Annotated in this window: 21 protein-coding genes; 18 read left to right on the forward strand and 3 right to left on the reverse strand. The window is 54.9% G+C overall.

Annotated features, from left to right (window positions below):
* The first annotated feature begins 28 nt into the window (after nt 1-28).
* The 15 genes from soxC to serS all read left to right on the forward strand — a co-directional run bounded on the left by soxC (nt 29) and on the right by serS (nt 13,228).
* Nucleotides 29-1,402, forward strand: a complete 1,374-nt coding sequence (gene soxC / locus NITSA_RS01850) for a sulfite dehydrogenase (protein WP_013553327.1) — start codon at nt 29-31, stop codon at nt 1,400-1,402.
* Nucleotides 1,380-2,537, forward strand: coding sequence for a c-type cytochrome (locus NITSA_RS01855; RefSeq protein ID WP_013553328.1), 1,158 nt, complete (start codon nt 1,380-1,382; stop codon nt 2,535-2,537). Before soxC ends, NITSA_RS01855 begins: the two co-directional genes overlap by 23 nt.
* 10 nt (nt 2,538-2,547) lie before the next feature.
* Complete coding sequence (soxX, locus tag NITSA_RS01860) at nt 2,548-2,904, forward strand: sulfur oxidation c-type cytochrome SoxX (protein ID WP_013553329.1); 357 nt, start codon at nt 2,548-2,550, stop codon at nt 2,902-2,904.
* Between the two features lie 28 nt (nt 2,905-2,932).
* Entirely contained in the window at nt 2,933-3,415 is a 483-nt protein-coding gene (soxY, locus tag NITSA_RS01865; RefSeq protein ID WP_013553330.1) for a thiosulfate oxidation carrier protein SoxY, read from the forward strand.
* Nucleotides 3,416-3,486: 71 nt separating this feature from the next.
* Nucleotides 3,487-3,780: a thiosulfate oxidation carrier complex protein SoxZ gene (gene soxZ, locus NITSA_RS01870; RefSeq protein ID WP_013553331.1), complete on the forward strand. Its 294-nt coding sequence runs from the start codon at nt 3,487-3,489 to the stop codon at nt 3,778-3,780.
* Nucleotides 3,781-3,815: 35 nt separating this feature from the next.
* Nucleotides 3,816-4,712, forward strand: a complete 897-nt coding sequence (gene soxA, locus NITSA_RS01875) for a sulfur oxidation c-type cytochrome SoxA (RefSeq protein ID WP_013553332.1) — start codon at nt 3,816-3,818, stop codon at nt 4,710-4,712.
* 10 nt (nt 4,713-4,722) lie between these two features.
* A complete protein-coding gene (locus NITSA_RS01880) occupies nt 4,723-5,172 on the forward strand; it encodes a hypothetical protein (protein WP_013553333.1) in 450 nt (149 codons plus the stop codon).
* A gap of 129 nt (nt 5,173-5,301) precedes the next feature.
* Nucleotides 5,302-7,077, forward strand: coding sequence for a thiosulfohydrolase SoxB (gene soxB, locus NITSA_RS01885; protein ID WP_245526309.1), 1,776 nt, complete (start codon nt 5,302-5,304; stop codon nt 7,075-7,077).
* A gap of 181 nt (nt 7,078-7,258) precedes the next feature.
* On the forward strand, nt 7,259-7,987 hold the full coding sequence (locus NITSA_RS01890) for a thioredoxin family protein (RefSeq protein ID WP_169308521.1): 729 nt from the start codon (nt 7,259-7,261) through the stop codon (nt 7,985-7,987).
* A gap of 138 nt (nt 7,988-8,125) precedes the next feature.
* The gene (locus NITSA_RS01895) at nt 8,126-8,443 is read left to right on the forward strand and encodes a 4Fe-4S dicluster domain-containing protein (protein WP_013553336.1); all 318 of its coding nucleotides are present in this window, start codon (nt 8,126-8,128) and stop codon (nt 8,441-8,443) included.
* An 11-nt stretch (nt 8,444-8,454) separates the two neighbouring features.
* Nucleotides 8,455-9,603 (forward strand): 2-oxoglutarate synthase subunit alpha, encoded by a 1,149-nt coding sequence (locus NITSA_RS01900; protein ID WP_013553337.1) that lies wholly within the window; start codon nt 8,455-8,457, stop codon nt 9,601-9,603.
* Nucleotides 9,604-9,612: 9 nt separating this feature from the next.
* On the forward strand, nt 9,613-10,446 hold the full coding sequence (locus NITSA_RS01905) for a 2-oxoglutarate ferredoxin oxidoreductase subunit beta (protein WP_013553338.1): 834 nt from the start codon (nt 9,613-9,615) through the stop codon (nt 10,444-10,446).
* Nucleotides 10,447-10,455: 9 nt separating this feature from the next.
* Nucleotides 10,456-11,025, forward strand: a complete 570-nt coding sequence (locus NITSA_RS01910) for a 2-oxoglutarate:acceptor oxidoreductase subunit OorC (protein WP_013553339.1) — start codon at nt 10,456-10,458, stop codon at nt 11,023-11,025.
* Between the two features lie 176 nt (nt 11,026-11,201).
* Nucleotides 11,202-11,948 (forward strand): pyrroline-5-carboxylate reductase, encoded by a 747-nt coding sequence (proC, locus tag NITSA_RS01915; RefSeq protein ID WP_013553340.1) that lies wholly within the window; start codon nt 11,202-11,204, stop codon nt 11,946-11,948.
* Nucleotides 11,949-11,983: 35 nt separating this feature from the next.
* Nucleotides 11,984-13,228: a serine--tRNA ligase gene (serS, locus tag NITSA_RS01920; RefSeq protein WP_013553341.1), complete on the forward strand. Its 1,245-nt coding sequence runs from the start codon at nt 11,984-11,986 to the stop codon at nt 13,226-13,228.
* A 31-nt stretch (nt 13,229-13,259) separates the two neighbouring features.
* On the opposite strand, the gene holA is transcribed toward serS, so the two are convergent.
* The 3 genes from holA to htpX form a co-directional block, all read right to left on the reverse strand.
* On the reverse strand, nt 13,260-14,237 hold the full coding sequence (gene holA, locus NITSA_RS01925; protein ID WP_013553342.1) for a DNA polymerase III subunit delta: 978 nt from the start codon (nt 14,235-14,237) through the stop codon (nt 13,260-13,262).
* A 208-nt stretch (nt 14,238-14,445) separates the two neighbouring features.
* The gene (locus NITSA_RS01930) at nt 14,446-16,428 is read right to left on the reverse strand and encodes a ribonuclease R family protein (RefSeq protein ID WP_013553343.1); all 1,983 of its coding nucleotides are present in this window, start codon (nt 16,426-16,428) and stop codon (nt 14,446-14,448) included.
* 103 nt (nt 16,429-16,531) lie between these two features.
* Nucleotides 16,532-17,380, reverse strand: a complete 849-nt coding sequence (gene htpX, locus NITSA_RS01935; RefSeq protein ID WP_013553344.1) for a zinc metalloprotease HtpX — start codon at nt 17,378-17,380, stop codon at nt 16,532-16,534.
* 464 nt (nt 17,381-17,844) lie between these two features.
* On the opposite strand from htpX, the gene ilvC reads away from it, so the two are divergent.
* The 3 genes from ilvC to NITSA_RS01950 all read left to right on the forward strand — a co-directional run bounded on the left by ilvC (nt 17,845) and on the right by NITSA_RS01950 (nt 21,085).
* Nucleotides 17,845-18,867, forward strand: a complete 1,023-nt coding sequence (ilvC, locus tag NITSA_RS01940; protein ID WP_013553345.1) for a ketol-acid reductoisomerase — start codon at nt 17,845-17,847, stop codon at nt 18,865-18,867.
* Between the two features lie 426 nt (nt 18,868-19,293).
* Complete coding sequence (locus NITSA_RS01945) at nt 19,294-20,316, forward strand: divergent polysaccharide deacetylase family protein (protein ID WP_013553346.1); 1,023 nt, start codon at nt 19,294-19,296, stop codon at nt 20,314-20,316.
* Nucleotides 20,306-21,085: a DNA-processing protein DprA gene (locus tag NITSA_RS01950; RefSeq protein ID WP_013553347.1), complete on the forward strand. Its 780-nt coding sequence runs from the start codon at nt 20,306-20,308 to the stop codon at nt 21,083-21,085. Before NITSA_RS01945 ends, NITSA_RS01950 begins: the two co-directional genes overlap by 11 nt.
* The last annotated feature ends 6 nt before the right edge of the window (nt 21,086-21,091 follow it).

Consider the following 21,091-nt stretch of genomic DNA (forward strand, 5'->3'; position numbering starts at 1 on the left):
TATAGAATCAAAAGAAAGGAGATTTTTCATGAAGCATGAAAAGGACCGCATGGTCCACTCTCCGACAACTGCCGAGATGATCCAGGAGGTCGCGAAGCAGCTGGAGGAACTACCCAAAGAGGAACGCAGAGACTTCCTGAAGCGTGGAGTCGCTTTCTCCGTGGGAGCCGCTGCGGCCATGGCCGGCGCAGGCGCCAGCCAATTGAGCGCCGAAGAGTGCAAGGTCGACCCCGAGAATCTGCCGCCCCATATCCAAAAATGGGGTAAGGCTTGGGGGAGGGATGTCAATGCCTATCCCTACGGGATGCCTTCCAAATACGAATCCAACGTCGTGCGTCGGATCGTTCCCTGGCTGACGGCTGACCAGAAAGCTTCTGTCAGCTTTACCCCCTGGCAGGATCTCGAAGGGACCATCGTCCCCAACGGTCTGCACTTCGTGCGCTGCCATGGTGGGGTCGTCGATATCAACCCCAAAGAGTGGCGCCTGATGATCCACGGCCTGGTGGAGCGTCCGGTCATTCTGACCCTGGAAGATCTCAAGCGCTATCCCAGCGTCACGCGGAAGCACTTTTTCTCCTGCCCCGCCAACAGCGCCATGGAGGCCCGCGGGCCCGGCCTGAACTCTCTGCAGGTGACCCACGGGATGCTCTCCTCTTCCGAATACACCGGAGTCCTGATCAAGACCATCCTCGAAGATATCGGGCTCAAGCCCGAGGCGAAGTGGATGTTCTCCGAAGGTTCCGATCCCGCGAGTGTGGGACGTTCCGTGCCCATCGAGAAGGTATTGGACGACGCGATGCTGGTCTATGCCATGAACGGCGAAGCATTGCGCCCTGAGAACGGCTACCCCGTGCGCCTGCTCCTCCCCGGCTGGGAAGGGGTCATCCAGACCAAGTGGCTGCGCCGGCTCAAGTTCGACGATAAAGCCTGGTGGGTCCGGGAAGAGACGACCAAATATACCGAGCTTCTCCCCGACGGCCATGCCAAGATGTTCAACTGGGTCTTCGAATCAGACTCGGTCATCACTTCTCCCTGCCCCGAGCGGGGTTGGGAAGGGCGTAAACCCGGCCCGACGAAGGTCGCCGGAATCGCCTGGAGCGGCAAAGGGAAGATCACAAACGTGGATGTGACCCTCGACGGCGGCAAGACGTGGCACGAAGCCAAGATCACCAGCGAGGTTCTGCCCAAGATGATCACCCGTTTCGAATTCTATTTCGACTGGGACGGCAAGCCGCTGATCATCGGAAGCCGCTCGACGGACGAAACCGGATACACTCAGCCCGAGCAGCAGCAGCTGATGGATGCCAGAGGTACCGAATTCGTTTATCATAGAAACGCAATCCAATACTGGGAAGTCAAAGCAAACGGGGAGGTGAACAATGTCCAGATTCGTCGCGCGTAATTTCGCTCTTATGACGGGTGCTCTGGCTTTGAGCGCCTCCATGGCCCTGGCGGGTGAAGCCGCTCCCAAGAAGCTGAGCTACACTCCCGCCGATCCCGATCACTACCCCTATCACGGTGTGGTCGAGAAGAACGGGAAGAAGATCAATATCGACGGTGCGGTCATGCAGGTCAAGGCGCCCATCAAGCTCAAAAAGGGCCAACTCAAATACGGCAAGGATGCCACGCCCAAAGAGATCGCCGGATGGAACGTCGATGTCCGGCCCGACGGCAAAGGTTTGCCGGCCGGGCAGATGACGGTCGAGCAGGGGGCCGAGGTCTTCGCCAATAACTGCGCCATGTGTCACGGTGACTTCGGCGAGGGGGTCGGGAAAAATCCCGTTCTCGTCGGCGGGCAAGGCACGTTGACGAATCAGGCGTTGACGGGTGGTGAAGACGGTCCCGAAAAGACCCTGGGCAGCTTCGCTCCCTACATCACTCCCTTCTTCTGGTACATCAAGATGGCGATGCCTCTGCCCACGCCCAAGAAGCTGACCAACGACGAGGTCTACGGTATTATCGGTTACCTGCTTCAGCTCAACGAGATCCAAGTCGACGGCAAGGACATCGAAGATGATACGGTGATCAACGCCGCTTTCCTCAAAAAAGTTCATATGCCCAACGAAAAGGGCTTCGAATACAACAACCTGCGCAAGCCCGACACTCACAATACCCGCTGCATGAAAGATTGCCGGGATATGAAGAAGTGGAAAGTGATGCACATCAAGATCGATGCCACCGAAAGCATCAAGCCGACGGTCGAAGTTCCCCGCTACAACTGCGGCAAGCCCCTCTCCATCGGTGCCAACGGCTGCCCCGCGGCAGAGATGGAACTGCCCAAAAAAGCGGGCGGTGATGATGCTGCTGCCTCTGCCTACAAAGCGAGCTGTGCCGGCTGTCACGACTCGGGTGCAGCGGGTGCTCCCGTCGTCGGGAACAAAGATGACTGGGCATCCCGGATCAAAGAGGGTGAAAAGACTCTTTATGAGCATGCGATCAAAGGATTCAACGGCATGCCTCCCAAAGGGGGCAACATGAGCCTATCCGACGATCAGGTCAAAGCGATCGTGGATTATATGGTCAAGCACAGCAAATAAGGAGTAGGAAATGCAGGGAATGAAACGGTTGGTGGCGGCTTCGGTGCTCACCGGAATGCTGAGCGTGGGAGCGATGGCCGGCGGGAATGCCGATCTGGTCAAAGAGGGAGAGAAGATCTTCAACACAAAAAAGATCGGAAACTGCCTCGCCTGTCATGCGGCCAACGGCAAAAACATCAACAACCCGGGGAACCTGGGGCCGAAACTGCAGGGACTCTCTGCATGGCCCGAGGAAGCGCTTTATGCCAAAGTCTACAACCCCTATACGACCAACCCGATCTCGGCAATGCCGCCGTTTGGGCTCAACGGGGTTTTGGACGATCATCAGATCAAGGCGGTTGTCGCCTATCTGAAAACCATCAAATAAACAAACTCAACACTTGAAAGGAAAGACAATGGAAAGAAGAAAATTTTTGGGAATGGGTGCAGGAATGCTGGCAGTCGTCGCGGCTGCTCCTACTATGGTTATGGCAACCAACTATCGGGAGAAACTCCCCAAGGCCTGGGAAATTCACAACAATGAAAAGTCCAAGGGTGAAGATATGAGCGGAGTGAACGCGGCGATCAAAGCTGTGTTCGGTACCGACAAAGTCGAAGCGGGCAAAGTCAAGCTCAAAGCTCCCGATATCGCTGAGAACGGTGCCGTCGTTCCCGTCAGCATCAAGGCGCCGGGTGCCAAAAGAATCGCGCTGCTTCAGACAGCCGACCCCGAAGCCCTGGTAGCGATCTGGGATGTTCCCGAGCGCGGGATTCCCAATTACTCCATTCGGATCAAAATGCAGCAGACCGGTCACGTCGTGGTCGTCGCGGAGATCGACGGCAAGCTCTACAAAGCCGATAAAGTCGTCAAAGTCACCGTCGGCGGCTGCGGCGGCTGATGCCGCTTTTCCGGAGTCGGTCCCGAGTCACAAACAGTTAAACAGAATCCAAGCGAGAAAGGAAAGAAATAATGAGAATCAAAGCGAAACTCAAAGGCGATAAAACCGAAGTCAAAGTCATGATGAAACACCCCATGCTCAGCTACCGCGAAGCGAAGAAGAAAGGCAAAGAGGCCAACTTCATCGTTTACGTCACCGCCAAAAACGAGGGGGCGGTCGTCTATGAAGTCTCTACCAGCCAATTCCTCTCCAAGAACCCCTATATGAAGTTCTACTTCAAAGGAGGCAAAAAGGGTGAAGAGGTCGAGATCACCTGGGTGGACCTCAAAGGAAAATCCAAGACAGGTAAAGCGAAGATCAAGTAACGGCCCCTTGCCGTTCGTCCTCAAAAGGAGAAGAGATGATTGCAAAGATGGCGAAAGCCTCCATAGCGGTGATGATCGGAGCGGCGGCGCTGAGTGCTGCTTCCTTCAATACCCAGGCGGAGAAGGATCGGCAGGCGCTGGTGAAGTATTTTGAAAAGAAATTCTCCGATCCGGTAAAAAACAGAGCTATGTTCCCCTATGCGACGGAAGATGAATTGAAAAACTTCATTCATCCGGTGAAATTCGAAGACTTCCGGATGGGCTCGTACGCCTACAACAAAGAGGGGCGTGATCAGTATGAAGAGATCAATGAGATGCCTCCCTATGAGGATAATGTCGATGCGGGAGAAGAGCTCTACAACGAGACCAAGGGGATCAAACAGTGCTTTCCCGATCCCGCCATTGCCGGGGAGTACCCCAGGTTCGATACCCAAAAGGGCAAGGTGGTCACGCTGAGTGTCGCCATCAACGACTGCCTCAAAGCCCACGGCCAGAAGCCCTGGAAACTGACCAAGGGCAAGTTGGCGGACCTGGAAGCCTACTTCGCCGCCAAGAGCAAGGAAGCGGGCAAAAAGGTTCACATCACCATCCCCAGCAAAGAGGCGGCTGCCGCTTATGAGCGGGGCAAGAAGTATTATTACTCTCAGCGGGGCTATCTCAAGCTCTCCTGCGCCACCTGCCATGTCCAGGGAGCGGGGAGCCGGGTGCGCCGTGAAGTCCTCTCCCCTCTGCTGGGCCATACGACCCACTTTCCCGTCTATCGCCTCAAGTGGCAGGGACTGGGAACGCTGGAGCGCCGGATCAAAGGGTGTGAAAAGAATCAGGGGGAAAATCCCCACAAGCCCGGTTCGCCCTGGATGAGCGAAATGCTCTATTTCATGGCTTATATGTCCAACGGCCTGCCTGTCGACGGGCCGGACATCAGAAAGTAAGGAGGGCGGAATGAGAACGATGACAACACTGGCTGCGATCCTGGGGCTGGGAGCTGCTCTCACGCTCGGTGCTTCGGCGGATGAAACGGTGACACCGATGGTCGAAAAGGCTTCCAAACTGGATGTGAAGAAGGTTTGTGACGTCAAAGCCAACGGCCTGGAAAAAGTCCTTGCCGTCGCCGAAGAGTACAACCCCGAGGCGGTGAAACTGGGTGTGGAATTCAAACGCCTGGGTATTACCAACAGCAAATACATCAAAGCCCTCAAAGAGGCGGTGAAAAACAAAGAGAAAAAAGTTACCGTGGAGTATAAATCCAAGGGTAAGATGAAAAAGAAAACTTTTGCGACCGATTATCTGGATTGGAGAGCCTGTACCTTTGCCGTACGCTCCCTTCAGCAGGTCAAAGAGGCGCAGGAGACTTATCGGAAGGCTATCCCCGGAGACGGGTACAAATTCTAAGGTCGTTCTCTCTCAGGAGATCGGTCCCCATCCATGTAGGGTGGGCCATGCCCACCTTTTCCCATCGGATGGAAGTTGGGTATTACCCACGCTATATCAAACCGTTTACAAAGGAACACAATGAGTCAAATGAATCGACGTGAGTTCGTCTATACCTTAGCTATGCTCGGTGCCTCCGCCCCGCTTTTCGCCAACTCCCATATGCGGATCGCCCCCGAAGGAAAGCTGAGTGATTACTACAAGCTCAAGCCCTTCGGCAATGCGCGGATCCTGCACATGACCGACAGCCACGCGCAGCTCGTTCCCGTCTATTTCCGCGAGCCCAGCGTCAACCTGGGCATCGGAGAGAACTACGGCAAGCCGCCCCACATCGTCGGTGAGCACTTCCTGAAATATTATGGGATGGAGGGCAACAAGCGTCTGGAGTACGCGCTGACCTGTCTGCACTTCAACGAACATGCCAAAGCGATGGGCCGCATGGGCGGATTCGCCCAGCTCAAGACCGTCGTCGATTTCCTCAGAGGAGATTTCGGCAAGGATAAAACCCTCCTGCTCGACGGCGGCGATACGTGGCAGGGAAGCTGGACCTCTCTGCAGACCCGCGGTAAAGATATGGTAGGGGCGATGAACCTTCTGGGAGTCGATGTCTGTACCGGACACTGGGAATTCACCTATACCGAGCAGGAGATTCTCGAAAACCTCAAAATGCTCAAGGCAGAATTCGTCGCCCAGAACGTCAAGGTCAAAGAAGACGCGATCATGGAGGAGAAGTTCAAGCCCTACGACGAGGATGAGGGCTGGGCCTTCAAACCCTATACGATGAAAAAACTGGGCAAGGCGCGCGTCGCCGTTATCGGCCAAGCCTTCCCCTATACCACCATCGCCAACCCCAAGCGTTTCATTCCCGACCTGACTTTCGGTATCGATACGGAAGGAATGCAGGAAGTGGTCGATATGGTTCGCAAAAAAGAGAAGCCCGATGCCGTCATCGTCATTTCCCACAACGGTTACGATGTGGATAAGAAGATGGCCCAGGTCGTCACCGGGATCGACTTCATCATGGGCGGCCATACCCACGACGGTGTGCCCGAAGCCTATCCGGTCAAGAACGCCAAAGGGGTCACCTATGTCTGCAACGCCGGCTCCAACGGGAAGTTCCTCAACGTCCTCGACCTGGATATCCAAAACGGCAAGATCAAAGACTTCAAATTTACCCTGTTGCCCATCTTCTCGGACCTGATCCCCGAGGATCCCAAGATGAAGCAATACATCGAAGAGGTCCGCAAGCCCTTCGCCAAAGATCTCAACCGGGTCATCGCTACCACCGAAGTGACCCTCTTCCGCCGCGGAAACTTCAATGGAAGCTGGGACCAGATTATCTGCGATGCTCTGCGCGAAGTGGGTGGCGCCGATATCTCCCTCTCTCCCGGGTTCCGTTGGGGAACCAGCGTCATCCCCGGCCAGGAGATCACCTTTGACGATCTGGCGACTCAGACGGCGATGACCTATCCCGAGACTTATGTGAAAGAGATGGATGGCAAAACGGTCAAAATGATCCTGGAAGATGTCGCCGACAACCTCTTCAATCCCGATCCCTTCTACCAGCAGGGCGGGGATATGGTCCGTACCGGCGGTATCTCCTATCGTTTCGACCCCACCGCAAAAATGGGCAACCGCCTCAGCCACATCACCCTGCTCAACGGCAAGCCCCTGGAGCCGAATAAGAAGTACAAGGTGGCCGGATGGGCGACGGTCAACTCCAAAGCCCCCGGACGCCCTATCTGGGAGATCACCGAGGAGTACCTCAAGGCCCACAAACACATCAAACAGCTCAAAGTGGACACTCCCGAGCTGGTCAATGTCAAGGGCAACCCGGGCATTACCTACAAGTGCAACTGCGTCTGAGCCTGAGGGCCGGAGCATCCGTCCCGGGGCGATCCCGGCCCGGATTCAAATCTTTCCCCAACCCCATCAAGGTTCTTCAATGACAGCATCTTTCCTAAATTCACCTCTGCGGATTCTTTTCCTGTTTTTTCTTTTTTTCTCCACCCTTTTTGGCAGCTATGATGAGGGAGCGAAGATCTTCTTGAACCGATGCGGTACCTGCCATACCGGCTATGTCGATCCCGAGTTGCTCAAAAAGAATTTCTTTCAGAAAAAGAACCGCCTGTTGCATCTCAAGGCCCCGACGGTCAATATGTTGGTTTACGCTATGCTCCAGGGGCCCAAAAAAGTGGGGGATATTCCGGATAGGGAGATGCGGCGTGAAGAGATTGCCGCCTACCTCGAAGAGGTGTTGCCCCGCCTCGATATGGATGAGACACTCTTCACGCGAGGGCTTTTGCAGTATTTCGGGAAAAAATGCTCCATAAAGGGGCTTGACGAAAGAGATTATCTCGATCTGTCCGATTTTTTTATGGAATATATGAAACACCGTTTTGTGGCCAAGGCTCATAGCAAGAGACATTTGGAGAATCCCGGGAAGCTTGGACTGTTACTAAGTGAAGCGAAACGCAGCGGGAAGTATCTGATCGTCGAAGCGAGTTCTCCCTATTGCCACTACTGCAAACGGATGGATCGGGAAGTGCTGAGCGATCCTGAAGTTCAAAAGCTTTTGCGAAAACATTTCATCATGGCTGAAGTGAATGTCCAGTCGACAGCACTGCCCGAGCAATTGGTGAAGGTCTATCGCCACATCACTCCCAGTTTTTTCATTCTCGACGGCAACGGTACCCTGCTCGGCCACTATCCCGGGAGCTGGACCCGCAAGGATTTTCTCTCGATACTGAGGGAACATCTCCCGTCGCGAAGATAGCTCTGCTTCATAAGGTAACAGGCTTTTGGCCTTTTCTTTAAAATAATCCTCCTTAATAGGCCCCTTACCGATTCTAGGTTATCCTACCCTCATAGTGAGTCTGAGCATCACTGTAATCCACATACAAAAGGGGAAGATATGTCTCTGATGAAAGCTCCCGAAAATACACCGGTCTGGACCATCGAGTCCAACTGCAAAGCGTGTGACCTTTGTGTCTCTGTCTGCCCCGCGGGGGTTCTGGCCATGCGGCCCGATCCGCACACCGTGCTGGGTGCGATGATTACGATTATCGCGCCGGAAGATTGCATCGGCTGTAACGAGTGTGAGCTCAGTTGCCCCGATTTCGCGATCTATGTCGCAGACAAAAAAGAGTACAAATTCGCCAAGCTGAGCGATAAGGCAAAAGAGCGGGCGAAGAAGATCGCTGAAAACAATTACATGGTGCTTGGCGCATAAAAGGAGTTTAAATGAGTAAAAGAGAAGTCATTTCAAGTGGAAACGATCTGGCGGCAAGAGCGGCGGTAGATGCCGGATGCCGTTTTTTTGGCGGATATCCCATCACCCCCTCCAGTGAAATCATGCATACCATTTCCGACCTGCTTCCCAAAGTGGGCGGAGCCTGTATGCAGATGGAAGATGAGATCGCCGGTATCTGTTCCGCGATCGGTGCTTCGATGAGCGGGGTGCGCTCCATGACCGCCACCTCCGGTCCCGGAATCAGCCTCAAGGCGGAGAACATCGGGTTGGCTTTTATCGCCGAAGTTCCTCTGGTCATCGTCAACGTCATGCGCGGCGGCCCCTCTACCGGTCTGCCCACCCGCGTCCAGCAGGGGGATGTCCTTCAGGCAAAGACTCCGACCCACGGGGATGTCAAGTCGATCGTCCTCTGCCCCGGAAACCTGGAGGAATGCTACACCGAAACGGTTCGCGCCTTCAACCTGGCCGACCGCTTCATGCAGCCTGTCTTCGTCCTGCTGGATGAGACCCTGGGCCACATGCATGCCAAAGCGGAGCTTCCTTCACTTCAGGAAGTCGAAGAGGGGATCAAGCTGCGCCGCCAGTTTATGGGTGATCCTGCCGATTATCGCCCCTACGATGTGCCCGATGACGAGCCGGCGATCCTCAATCCGATGTTCAAAGGGTATCGCTACCACTACACCGGTCTGCATCATGGCCCCACCGGTTTCCCCACCGAAGATGCGGAGATCTGTGACCGACTGATCAAGCGTCTCTTCAACAAAGTCGAAGCCCATGAGGATGAGATCGAGAGCTATGAAGAGTATCTTCTCGACGATGCCGAGTATCTGGTGATCGCCTACGGCTCTACCGCACTGGCGGCCCGTGAAGCGGTCAACCGTCTGCGTGAGGAGGGGGTCAAGATCGGAATGTTCCGCCCCATTACCCTCTTCCCCGCACCCGATAAAAAGATGAAAGAGCTTCAGGAGCGCTTCGGTAACAAGGTCTATATGGCTGAGCTCAATATGGGACAGTATGTGGAAGCCTTCGAGCGTGCCAGCGGAATGCATCGTGACGAATTCGTCACCCATTTCAAAGCCAACGGCCGGCCCATCTCACCTGCGGAAATGGTCGCGAAAATCAAAGAAGAACTGCTCTAAGGAGGCACTATGGCGTTTAATTACGATGAATACCTGCGAACGGACAAGATGCCCACACTCTGGTGCTGGGGATGCGGTGACGGTGTAATCCTCAAAGCGTTTATCCGCGCGATCGACAAACTGGGAATCAAAAAAGACGATATGTGTATCGTCTCCGGAATCGGATGCTCGGGACGCTTCAGCTCCTACATCGATTGCAATACGGTGCATACGACGCACGGACGGACCATCGCCTACGCGACCGGGATCAAAATGGCCAACCCCGACAAGCATGTCTTTTGTATCACCGGAGACGGGGACGGATTGGCGATCGGTGGTAACCACACCATCCACGGCTGCCGTCGGAATATCGATATCAATCATATCCTGATCGACAACTTCATCTACGGTCTGACCAATTCCCAGACCTCTCCCACGACTCCCCAGGGTATGTGGACCGTCACGATGAAACGCGGAAATATCGACCCCACCTTCGATGCCTGTAAATTGGCTGATGCAGCGGGAGCCTCCTTTGTCGCACGCGAGAAGGTCAGTGAGCCCCGTAAGCTGGAGAAGGTCTTCGTCGAAGCCTTCAAGCACAAGGGATACTCCTTCGTCGATGTCTTCTCCAACTGCCACATCAACCTGGGCCGGAAGAACAAGATGGCCAATGCGATGGAAAATCTCGACTGGATCGATTCGATCACCGTTTCGAAGAAAAAATACGATGCGATGAGCGAAGAGGAGCGTAAAGGCCTCTTCCCCACCGGCGTCCTCAAAAAGGACGAAGAGGCTCGGGAGTACACCGAGATGTATGAGAAGGTCAAAGAGGCCTGGCAGAACAATACCAAAGTCGAACTGTAAGGAGCAGCCATGTCGAAAATTATCATGCGTTTTACCGGAGTCGGTGGACAGGGAGTGCTCCTGGCCGGCGAAATCTTTGCTGCCGCCAAGATCAAGCAGGGCGGCTACGGGGTCAAAACCGCTACCTATACTTCTCAGGTCCGCGGGGGACCGACCGTGGTGGACATCCAGCTCTCCGATGAGCCGGTTCTCTACCCCTATGCCAACGACGGCGAAGTCGATCTGATGCTCTCCGTGGCCCAGATCAGCTACGACCAGTTCAAAAAAGGGGTCAAAGACGGTGGAGACATCATCATCGACCCCAACCTGGTCACGCCCACCGAAGAGGACAAAAAGCGCTGGAGAATCTATGCCATTCCCGTCATCACCATCGCCAAGGAAGAGGTCGGAAACGTCATTACCCAGTCGGTCGTCGCTCTGGCGGCTGCCAACACCTTCACCCGGGCGCTCGATGACGACCTGCTCATCGAAACCATGCTGAGCAAAGTCCCCCCCAAGGTTCACGAAGCCAACAAAAAAGCCTATGAGCTCGGACGAAAATATGCGATTGAGGCTCTCGAAAAAGGCCCGATGAAATAAGAGGATCTGCGGATCCTCATATTTCGTGTTATGTGTTACGTGCTACGCAATTGTTTTTAACTCTCCAAGCCAAAATCAAAAATTTATAATCCATAATCTTTTCTCTCCCCTTCCTCCATCTTCCATCTCAATTCGACTCGATATAATCTTTTCAATCTTTCTATTTAGGAGTTTTGATGAAGATCCTACTGATCGGTGCGGGAAATATGGGCGGTGCGATGTTGGAAGGCTTGCGGGAGTATGACGTAACCGTGGTGGAAGCCTATGAACCTCGGCGCAAAGAGTTGGCGGCGCTATACCCCAATATCACGCTGCAAAATACGATCCCTCCTTTGGACGGATACGTGGTGCTTCTGGCGATCAAACCTCAGTCTCTGGATGCTCTGGAAGTCGAGGGGAGAGCCGAAGCGCTGATCTCCATCCTGGCGGGAACCCCTTTGGCGAGGCTCAAAGAGAAGATCGATGCCGAGGCCTATATCCGGGCGATGCCCAACATCGCGGCCCTCAAACGTAAATCGGTCACCTCGGTCACCGGTGACGAATCCTTTAAAGAAGAGGCGCTGAAAATTCTCTCCTCCATCGGCAAAGCCATTTGGCTCAACAGCGAAAAAGAGCTAGATATCGCCACGGGCATCGGCGGATCGGCGCCGGCGTGGATGGCGCTGGTGGCCGAGGCTTTGGCCGACGGAGCGGTCAATCTGGGCCTGCCCCGTGCCGTGAGCTATGAGTATGTGGCGGCTTTGATGGACGGGATGGGGGCTTTGTTGGAAGAGGAACATCCCGCGCTGCTCAAAGACAAGGTGATGTCCCCGGGAGGCACTACCGCCGCCGGCTATGCCAAGCTCGAAGAGGGGGGTGTACGCGACAGCTTCATCAAGGCGATGGAAGCGTGCTACCGCAGAAGCCTGGAACTGGGAAAATGATATAATCGCGCCAAAACCAGCCAAGGCAGTGAGCAATGATCGATCTGAAATATCTCCAGAATAATTTTGAAGAGGCTTCGGCCCTTTTGCGCAAAAAGGGGGTCGGTGAAGAGGCCCTGAACCGACTCAAAGAGCGGTTTGAAAAGCTCAAAGAGTTCCAACGTGCCTTCGAAGAGAGCAAAGCGGAGCAGAACCGCCTCTCCAGGCTCTTCGGTCAGTATAAGCGTGAAGGCAAGGATGTGGGCGAACTGCAGGAGCGGGTAGCGTCACTGAAGTCACAGGTTAATGAGCTGCAGGAGCAGGCCCGCGAGGCGGAGAAGGCCCTGGTGGCCCTGGCGATGGGCATCCCCAACTTCCCCGACGAGAGTGTCCCCGAGGGGTTGGACGAAGAGGACAACGTGGAGATCAAACGGGTCCTGGAGCCAAGAGCTTTCGATTTCCAACCCAAAGAGCACTGGGAGTTGGCGGAGCAGAACGGATGGATCGATTTCGAACGGGGGGTCAAGCTGGCCAAGAGCCGTTTCGCCCTGCTCAGAGGGCAGGGGGCGAGGCTCCAGACAGCCCTGATCAATTTTTTCCTCGACCGCAACATCGCCGCCGGCTTCGAAGAGTATGCCGTACCTTTTATGGTCAATTCCGAAATGCTCCGGGGAACGGGGCAGCTGCCGAAATTCGAAGAGGATCTCTTCAAAGTCTGCGATGAGGATCTCTATCTGATCCCCACCGCCGAAGTGCCGCTGACCAACATTTACCACGATGAGATCCTCCCTGCCGAAGAGTTGCCGGTGCTGATGACCGCCTATTCCCCCTGCTTCCGCAAAGAGGCCGGAAGTGCCGGGCGGGATACCCGGGGGATGATCCGCCAGCATCAATTCGCCAAGGTGGAGATGGTGGCCATTACCCGCCCCGAAGAGAGCGACGAGATCTTTCAGAAAATGGTTCAGCAGGCTTCCGACCTGCTCACCGAGCTGGGCTTGCCCCACCGCTGGGTGGAGCTTTGCACCGGTGATCTGGGCTTCTCCGCCGCCCGAACCGTCGACCTGGAGGTTTGGCTACCCGGACAGGGGAAATACCGGGAGATCAGCTCCATCTCCAACACCCGGGATTTCCAGGCTCGCCGCGCCAAGATCCGCTTCAAAGACGGTAAAAAAAACTGGCTGGTCCACACCCTCAACGGCTCAGCCCTGGCCGTCGGCCGAACCCTGGTCGCGATTATGGAGAATTATCAGCAGGCCGATGGAAGCATCGAAATCCCCGAAGCCCTCAAGCCCTACCTATAGCAGGTGCCGATCGTCGGCGCCTGGGGGCACACTACAAAAGACTCTGCAGGCGGATCAATACCCCATACAACTCTGTTTCTCTATAATCCGATCGACTCTTTTTTAATTGCAGTTCCGAGCTGAGGAGATGGTCGTGGATTTTGATCCAGGTGGCCGGTTTGATGCGGGCCGAGAGTGCGGCTTTTTGCTGTTCGACGTGCTTGGGGAGTTTGTAGCCGAGGATCGCCTTGGAATCGGCCACTCCGTGAATGCGGATGTAGGCGTGAAAAAGGAAGATCTGATGGACGAAGAATTGGGTGGCGCGGAGGATCTCATACTCGTTGGCTCCGAGGTCCAGGAGGCGTTCGAGGGTTTCGTCGATGGGTTTTTTGTTGAAGAGGTCGACAAGGAGTTTCTCCACCGCCAGGGGAGCGCTGGAGTAGACGAGTCGGTCGATCTCTTTGGTGCTGACGGGGCACTGGAGGATGGAGAGTTTCTCCAGCTCTTTGGCGGCGAGGGCGAGGTTGTTCTCCAGAAGGGTCAGAAGATGGTTCAGGGCGTAATCATCGATCTGCAACCCGAGCGCTTCGGCTTTGCGCCGGAGTATGGCAACCCCCTCTCTGGGGTTGGGTTCAAAGAAACGCACCCAGATACCCCCCTTTTTCTCCGGAAAACTGCTTTGCATCCCTTTGGCATCCCGTGCCTCTCCCCGAAAATCGAAGAGGAAATAGTTGTCGGGATTCTTTTGGGTCAAAGCGATCAGGGTATCGAGCTCTTTTTTGGGGATTTTCTTGTCCCGCCGGATCAAAAGAAAATTGGTGCCCCCGAAGAGAGAGGATTGGGAGAGATAGCTCCTGGCCCGTTCGAAGTCGTACTCGTCGTGATACATCGCCAACAGAGTCTCCGAGGCATCGAGCTCTTTGCGGTAGCGTTCGATGGTCTCTTCGATGAGGTATGCGTTGTCTCCGTAGAGAAGCACCGCATTGGGAAGGCCCTCTTTGAGCCGCTGTTCGAATTCGCGCTGATACACTATTTTCCTCCTTTCAGGAGGAAAAGTGAGGAGTGAGGAGTAAGGAGTGAGGAACTATCGAATGAGGAATGAGGAATGAGGAATGAGGAATTTTGGTATGCATTGCTTTGCAATGCTTTTTTCTTAATACATAACACGTAGCACGTAACACATATCAAGCGGCGTAGCCGCTCCCCAATGACCAATAACCAATAACCAATAACTAAGCTCACTCTTTCTCCAATTTCCGGATCTGCCTGGCGCGGATGACGGCGAGGGCGATGTCGGCTTCGACGAGTTCCACTTCGATGCGGTCGAAAAGCAGGGCGTCGTATTCGGGGAGTTCTACGACGATGCCTTGCATTTCGCACTTGATGACCGCCTTGGCTCCCTTTTGCGTATCTTCGATATCGATCTCCACGATCTGGGCGGGGAAGTGCTCTCCCAGGTGCCGCTTGGCCCAGCGGGCGAATTTGCGGTCTCTAAAATCCCATTCGGCTTTGGTGGCGTTGCGTTCCAGTTCGCTGACCCGGACACAGAGGGGCTCGATGTTGCGCAGGAGGTACTCTTTGCGCTCCCGGTCCTTTTGCAGGTCAGCTTTGATGAGGCGATGGAGGATCAGGTCGCTGTAACGCCGGATCGGCGAAGTGAAGTGGCTGTATTTGTCAAAGCCCAATCCGAAGTGCCCTACATTGAAGGGGGAGTAGGAGGCCCGGCGCAGGGATTTGATGATCAGGGCGTCCACCTCGGCGCCGAGCCCCATACGCTGAGCTTCTTTCTGGATGGCGCGGATAATGGCGGGAGATTCGCTCTCTTCCGAAACCTCCACATAGATCCCCACCGTGGCCAACTCTTCGAGCAGCTCCTCCATCTTGGCCCGGTCGGGGGCTTCGTGGATCCGGAAGATCGAATCTCCGTCTCCCTCAAAGCGTTTGGCGGCGGCTTTGTTGGCCAGAAGCATACACTCTTCGATAAGGCTGTGGGACGGGGTGCCGGTCTCGATGGTGGTCTCCTTGAGCTCGTGATCGGGATCGATGGCCAGGCGCACCTCGTCGCTGCGGAAGTCGAAGCCTTTTTTGAGCCGTTGGCGTCTCAGGCGTTCGGTGATCTTCTGCAGGGGCAGCAGCCACTCCATAATCTCCGATTCTGTCTCGGTAAATGTGTCCTTTTTCCCTTCGAGTACCGCATCGATCTCATCGTAGTTGAAGCGGCGTTTCGAGTGGATCACCCCCTCGAAAAACTCCTCTTCCAGAGGCTGGAGGGTTTCTGGATCGAGCCGGATCTTGCTGATGAAGGCGAGCCGGTCCACGTGGGGTTTAAGCGAGCAGATATTCTCACTGAGTTCCCTGGGGAGCATCGGGAAGGCTTTGTGGGGTAGGTAAGTGGTGAAGCCCCTCACCTTGGCCTCCTTGTCGATGGGGCTGAAGTAGGGGACGTAGTGGCTCACGTCGGCAATGGCCACATAGAGGGTATGGCTGGCAAGGTCCAGATAGATGGCATCGTCGAAATCCTTGGCGGTGACGGGATCGATGGTGCAGAAGGGCAAATGGCGCAGATCCACGCGCCCCTCGATCTCCTGTGGCTGCACTTCGGCGGGGATCTCGAGGGCCTGCTCCACGCAGTCGGACGGGAACTTTTCCCCCTCACGCCCGTAGAGCAGCAGGCTGATGCGCTCATCTACGCGGGCGTCGCCCAGATGGCCCAGTACCTCTTTGACCTGGGAAGTGGCGGCATCGATCAGCAAAACGGTGCCGACTTTGAAGGCTTTGAGGTCCATCCCCGGCATGATCGCTTCGGTGGGTTCCCCGGTTTTGATATTGCGCACCGAGAAGTTACCTTCTTCGTCCCGATAAGTGTATCCGATGACGATCACATGGGCGGGGCGGGTGACGAGGATCACTTTGGCACTGGGGCGGCCGCGCCGGGCGATGATCCGCTTGACGACCACTTCGTCGCCGTTCTTGGCGTCGCCCAGGTCTCCGGGTTCGATTAGAAGGTCTTTCTCTTCTTTGTCCTCAGCTTCGACGTAGCCTTTGCCCTCCTGGGAGATCCAGAGCCGGCCCACGCGGTAGAGGGACTTCAGGCGCCAGAGTCCATCTTCTCCTTGGACGAGTGCGCCGATCCCTTCGAGGATCTCGTATTTGCTGTAGTCCTCCTCTTCGAGTTCCTGGGGGAGAAAGCCGCGGGTGAGTTGGATACCGAAAGGACTCATCGGAAAATCCCTCTGGGATATTCCGAATTGAGGATTGAGGATTGAGGATTGAGAATTACTTCCCAATGACCAATGACCAATGACCAATGACTAATACGACTCATCACGCCCTCCTTAGTTGATATTTGATCTCTTCGAGGCGTTCAATCCGTTCTTCCGTTGTGGGGTGGGTGCGAAAGAGGTTGGCGACCTGGCCGCCGAGGCCGCTGAAGGGGTTGACGATGAACATATGGGCCGTCGAGGGGTCGGCATCGTGGATCACGGCTCCGCGCCGGGCGTAGTTGTCGAGTTTCGACAGGGCGCTCTGGAGCCATTCGGGATGGCCGGTGATCAGGGCGGCCCCCTTGTCGGCTTCGAATTCCCGGCTGCGGCTGATCGTCATCTGGATGATGGTGGCCGCCAGGGGCATGATGATCATCAGCGCGATGGTGACGATGGGGTTGCGCTCCTCGTCCCGTCCGCCGAAAAACATTCCGAAATTGGCCAGCATACTGATGGCACCGGCGATGGTGGCGGCGACGGTGCCGATAAGCATATCGTAGTGCTTGATGTGGCTGAGCTCGTGGGCGATCACCCCGGCGACCTCCTCTTCGTTGAGCAGGTCGAGCAATCCTTCGGTGACCGCGACGGCGGCGTGCTCATAGTCCCGCCCGGTGGCAAAAGCGTTGGGGACCGGATCGGGAATGATGTAGAGTTTGGGCATGGGAAGCCCCGCTTTGCGCGTCAGGTCCTCGACGATCCGATAGACCTGGGGAGCGTTGCTCTCATCCAGGGGGATGGCGTGGTAATGCGCCAGCACCTGTTTATCACTGTAGTAATAGGCGTAGAAGTTCATTCCCGCCGCGATGAGGAAAGCGAGGATCATTCCCCCCTTCCCGCCGATCAGACCGCCGAACCAGATAAAGAGCAGGGTCAGTCCGATCATCAGAAAATAGGTTTTGAATTTTTCCATATATAAATACTCCTGTAATTTATTCCATAATATATTATTACCGCACCAGGTAAGTATCTCAAACTTTGAAAGAGTGGGAGTAGGTGAGCTGTGAGTAGAGAGATTTGAAGGACTACCCGTAGGTAATTCGAAAAGCTATCTGTTTGCAGATCGCCTACTCCCGCTCTTCCCGAAGGGTGCGATGCTTTTGCCCATACTCTGCGTTAGATTTTTTTTGAATTCGCTTTGGCGAGTCCTGCAAAAATCTGCCTTGATTATGAACAAAATCATTACATCAAAGATTGAGATATTTACCTGGTTCGGTAATAAGCTCGTGGATTATAGTACATTATCTGTCCCGGCAATGCAAGTAGGGTCGCAATGACAGCTCAATGCAAGTGAGCCCGATGACGAAGGCGGCTGTGCTGCCAATCCTCATCCAAAATTGGCTATAATCCCTCCGAAATCACCTGCAAGGAACGACAATGTCACTCAACGTTTATTATGACAAAGACTGCGATATCAACCTCATCAAAAGCAAAACCGTCGCCATGATCGGCTTCGGTAGCCAGGGGCATGCTCATGCCGAAAACCTCCGCGACAGCGGCGTCAACGTCGTCGTGGGCCTCAAGCCCGGCGGCAACAGCTGGAAAAAGGCGGAAGCCAAAGGCTTTGAAGTGCTTCCCGTCGCCGAAGCGACCGCCAAGGCCGACGTCATCATGATCCTGCTGCCCGACGAAACCCAGGCAGAGGTTTACAAAAACGAGATCGAGCCTAACCTCAAGAGCGGTGATACCATCGCTTTCGGCCACGGCTTCAATATCCACTATGGACGGATCAAGCCTGCCGCCGACATCAATGTCATGATGGTCGCTCCCAAGGCTCCCGGCCACACCGTACGCAGCGAATTCGTCAAAGGCGGCGGGATCCCCGATCTGATCGCTGTCTATCAAGATCCCAGCGGTAACACCAAAGAGTTGGCCCTCTCCTACGCCTCCGCCATCGGCGGCGGCCGTACCGCCATCATCGAGACCACCTTCAAAGATGAGACCGAAACCGACCTCTTCGGTGAGCAGGCCGTCCTCTGCGGCGGGGTGACTTCCCTGGTTCAAGCCGGTTTCGAAACCCTGACCGAAGCGGGCTACGCTCCCGAAATGGCTTATTTCGAGTGCCTCCACGAGCTCAAACTCATCGTCGACCTGATGTTCGAAGGCGGCATCGCCGAGATGCGCTACTCCATCTCCAACACCGCCGAGTACGGTGACTACGTCAGCGGCCCCCGGGTCATCAACGAAGAGTCCCGCAAAGCGATGAAGGAGATCCTCAAAGAGATCCAGAACGGCAAATTCGCCAAAGACTTCATCCTCGAAGGTATGGCCGGCTATCCCCGTATGACCGCCGAGCGCAACAATATGAAGGATTCTCTGATCGAGAAGACCGGAGAGAAACTGCGGGCGATGATGCCGTGGATTCAGGCGAACAAGATCGTTGACCAAGAGACAAACTGATCTTTTGCTCCATTTCACCCCATCTTCCGGGGATGAGTTCAGTCAGCTACTTTATGTAGCCTCCTTCTCTCAAACCCCGAAATCTAGGGCAAACTGAAGCAAAATCTTCAGTTTGTCTTTTCTTGATTTGTCTGAATTTCAATTGTTCATAGCCTCCTTCACCCTAACATCCAGATCTCCGGCAAATCGGGATAAAACCTTCAGTGTATCTCTAATCTTTATTACTCCTAAGCTCTTTTACCCAAATCAGAAATCCAGGTACCTCTCGGAAAAATATTCTGTTTGTCTACCTGATTTCACGAGTTCGGTTACTCGGTTGCTCATTACTCGGTTACTAACTCCTCATCCCTCTATTTCATCGTGTCATTTTTGATTTGTGCGTAATGGATTTTGGATAAAATAAGACAATTTCTCAGAAGGGCAAATGTGGGATTGAAGAAAAAGAGATCAGCCAGAGAACGTGCCGTAAAAAAGCGGAGTGAACTGCGTCAGCGAACCCTGCGGCGCTTCGCTCTCTCGGTACTGGGACTGTTGGGAATGAGTACGGTGTTGGGATTGGCACTGCTTGCCGGGGGAGGGGAGACAAAAAGCTCCAGGCCCACTTATTTGGCCCACAAGACATCGACGGTTACTGTAGCTCCGAAACAGCCCTCTTTGGTAGGGGAAGAGTATCCCAAAGAGGATCGAGTGGGATTCGGTCTGGAGGATCTCATCGAAAAGACCCGCAAAAGGGCCAAGGGGAAAAACGAGTCCCCATCCACAAAGGCCACTCCAAAAAAATCATCCTCGCCCGAGTTGGTTCTGATTATCGACGATGTCTCCCAGCCCCGACAGTTGGCGGCTATTCGGAAGCTTCCTTTTCCTGTCACTCCCTCTATTTTCCCTCCTTCTCAGATGAATAAACATACACCGAAATTGGCCAAAGGCCTTAGACACTATATGATCCATTTTCCCCTGGAATCGGGGAGCAAAAAGATGAACCGTTTTGAAAAGACTCTTTTTGTCCGGGATGATCCGGCCAAGGTCCGGAAACGGGTCGAGGAGATCCGACACCTCTTCCCGAGCGCCCGCTTTCTCAACAACCATACCGGCAGCGTCTTCACTTCCAATTACCGGGCGATGTATCGGCTATACGGCTTTTTGAAAAAGGAGGGCTTCATCTTCCTCGATAGCCGGACCAGCGGACATTCCAAGGTACGGAAGATCGCGGCAGAGTATCATATGCCCTACCTTGGAAGGGATGTCTTCCTGGATAATGTCCAGATTCCTCAAGCGGTTCGCACGCAGTTGAAACGGGCGGTTCGCCTGGCCAAAAAGAGAGGCTATGCCATCGCGATCGGACACCCCCATCCGGTGACGCTCAGGGTCTTGAAGCAGGCGGCTTCGCTTTTGAAAGGGGTCAAAGCGGTCTATCTGGATGATTTTTATCGGGAACACTATGGCCGCTGATCTGCTTGAGGAACTCCCCGCAGAGTTCGAAACGCTCAAAAAGCCTCCGGAAAGACTCTGGTACCTGGGGAATCCGGAACTCTTGAAACGGCGCAAAGTCTCCATCGTCGGGACGCGCCGACCTTCGGCCTATACCCGGGAAATGACCCATCGGCTCGCCAAAGAACTCGCGGCAAGAGGTGTAGTGGTGGTCAGCGGAGCCGCTATGGGGGTCGATGCGATCGCCCATCAGGGGGCGGGTCCTGCCTCGACCATTGCGGTGCTGGGGACGGGAGTGGATCTGCGCTATCCGGCTGTCAACGCCCCTTTGATCGAATCGATCGAGAAGGAAGGGCTCCTGCTCAGCCGCTTCGAGCCGGGGATGCGGGCGACCAACTGGAGTTTCGTCGTGCGTAACGAATTGGTCGTGGCCCTGGGGGAAGTCCTGGTGATCACCCAGGCGGATCGACAAAGCGGCTCGATGCGCAGTGCCGAGATCGCCGGGAAATTGGGACGGGAGATTTGGGTCCTGCCGCAACGTCTGGGTGAGAGTGAAGGGACTAATGATCTTTTGAGAGAGGGGGTGGCGAAACCCATCTACAGCATAGAGGAGTTTGCGGATCGCTTCGGCACAGTGCCAGCCAAAGAGCTTCCACTTGATGACTTTTTTTACTTTTGCCAAAAGAATCCGACAGTGGATGAGGTTTTGAACCGCTTTGGAGCGCGGCTCTATGAAGCGGAATTGATGGGAGAAGTGGAGATCAGGGACGGACGGGTTCGTCTGGCCTGAGGAGGG

Source organism: Nitratifractor salsuginis DSM 16511 (assembly GCF_000186245.1).
In the GTDB taxonomy this organism is placed as follows: Bacteria; Campylobacterota; Campylobacteria; order Campylobacterales; family Sulfurovaceae; genus Nitratifractor; species Nitratifractor salsuginis.

Coding starts and splice junctions, on each gene's coding strand:
- soxC (WP_013553327.1), top strand. CDS start 29: ATGAAGCATGAAAAGGACCGCATGGTCCACTCTCCGACAACTGCCGAG.
- NITSA_RS01855 (WP_013553328.1), top strand. CDS start 1,380: ATGTCCAGATTCGTCGCGCGTAATTTCGCTCTTATGACGGGTGCTCTG.
- soxX (WP_013553329.1), top strand. CDS start 2,548: ATGCAGGGAATGAAACGGTTGGTGGCGGCTTCGGTGCTCACCGGAATG.
- soxY (WP_013553330.1), top strand. CDS start 2,933: ATGGAAAGAAGAAAATTTTTGGGAATGGGTGCAGGAATGCTGGCAGTC.
- soxZ (WP_013553331.1), top strand. CDS start 3,487: ATGAGAATCAAAGCGAAACTCAAAGGCGATAAAACCGAAGTCAAAGTC.
- soxA (WP_013553332.1), top strand. CDS start 3,816: ATGATTGCAAAGATGGCGAAAGCCTCCATAGCGGTGATGATCGGAGCG.
- NITSA_RS01880 (WP_013553333.1), top strand. CDS start 4,723: ATGAGAACGATGACAACACTGGCTGCGATCCTGGGGCTGGGAGCTGCT.
- soxB (WP_245526309.1), top strand. CDS start 5,302: ATGAATCGACGTGAGTTCGTCTATACCTTAGCTATGCTCGGTGCCTCC.
- NITSA_RS01895 (WP_013553336.1), top strand. CDS start 8,126: ATGTCTCTGATGAAAGCTCCCGAAAATACACCGGTCTGGACCATCGAG.
- NITSA_RS01900 (WP_013553337.1), top strand. CDS start 8,455: ATGAGTAAAAGAGAAGTCATTTCAAGTGGAAACGATCTGGCGGCAAGA.
- NITSA_RS01905 (WP_013553338.1), top strand. CDS start 9,613: ATGGCGTTTAATTACGATGAATACCTGCGAACGGACAAGATGCCCACA.
- NITSA_RS01910 (WP_013553339.1), top strand. CDS start 10,456: ATGTCGAAAATTATCATGCGTTTTACCGGAGTCGGTGGACAGGGAGTG.
- proC (WP_013553340.1), top strand. CDS start 11,202: ATGAAGATCCTACTGATCGGTGCGGGAAATATGGGCGGTGCGATGTTG.
- serS (WP_013553341.1), top strand. CDS start 11,984: ATGATCGATCTGAAATATCTCCAGAATAATTTTGAAGAGGCTTCGGCC.
- NITSA_RS01930 (WP_013553343.1), bottom strand. CDS start 16,428: ATGAGTCCTTTCGGTATCCAACTCACCCGCGGCTTTCTCCCCCAGGAA.
- htpX (WP_013553344.1), bottom strand. CDS start 17,380: ATGGAAAAATTCAAAACCTATTTTCTGATGATCGGACTGACCCTGCTC.
- ilvC (WP_013553345.1), top strand. CDS start 17,845: ATGTCACTCAACGTTTATTATGACAAAGACTGCGATATCAACCTCATC.
- NITSA_RS01950 (WP_013553347.1), top strand. CDS start 20,306: ATGGCCGCTGATCTGCTTGAGGAACTCCCCGCAGAGTTCGAAACGCTC.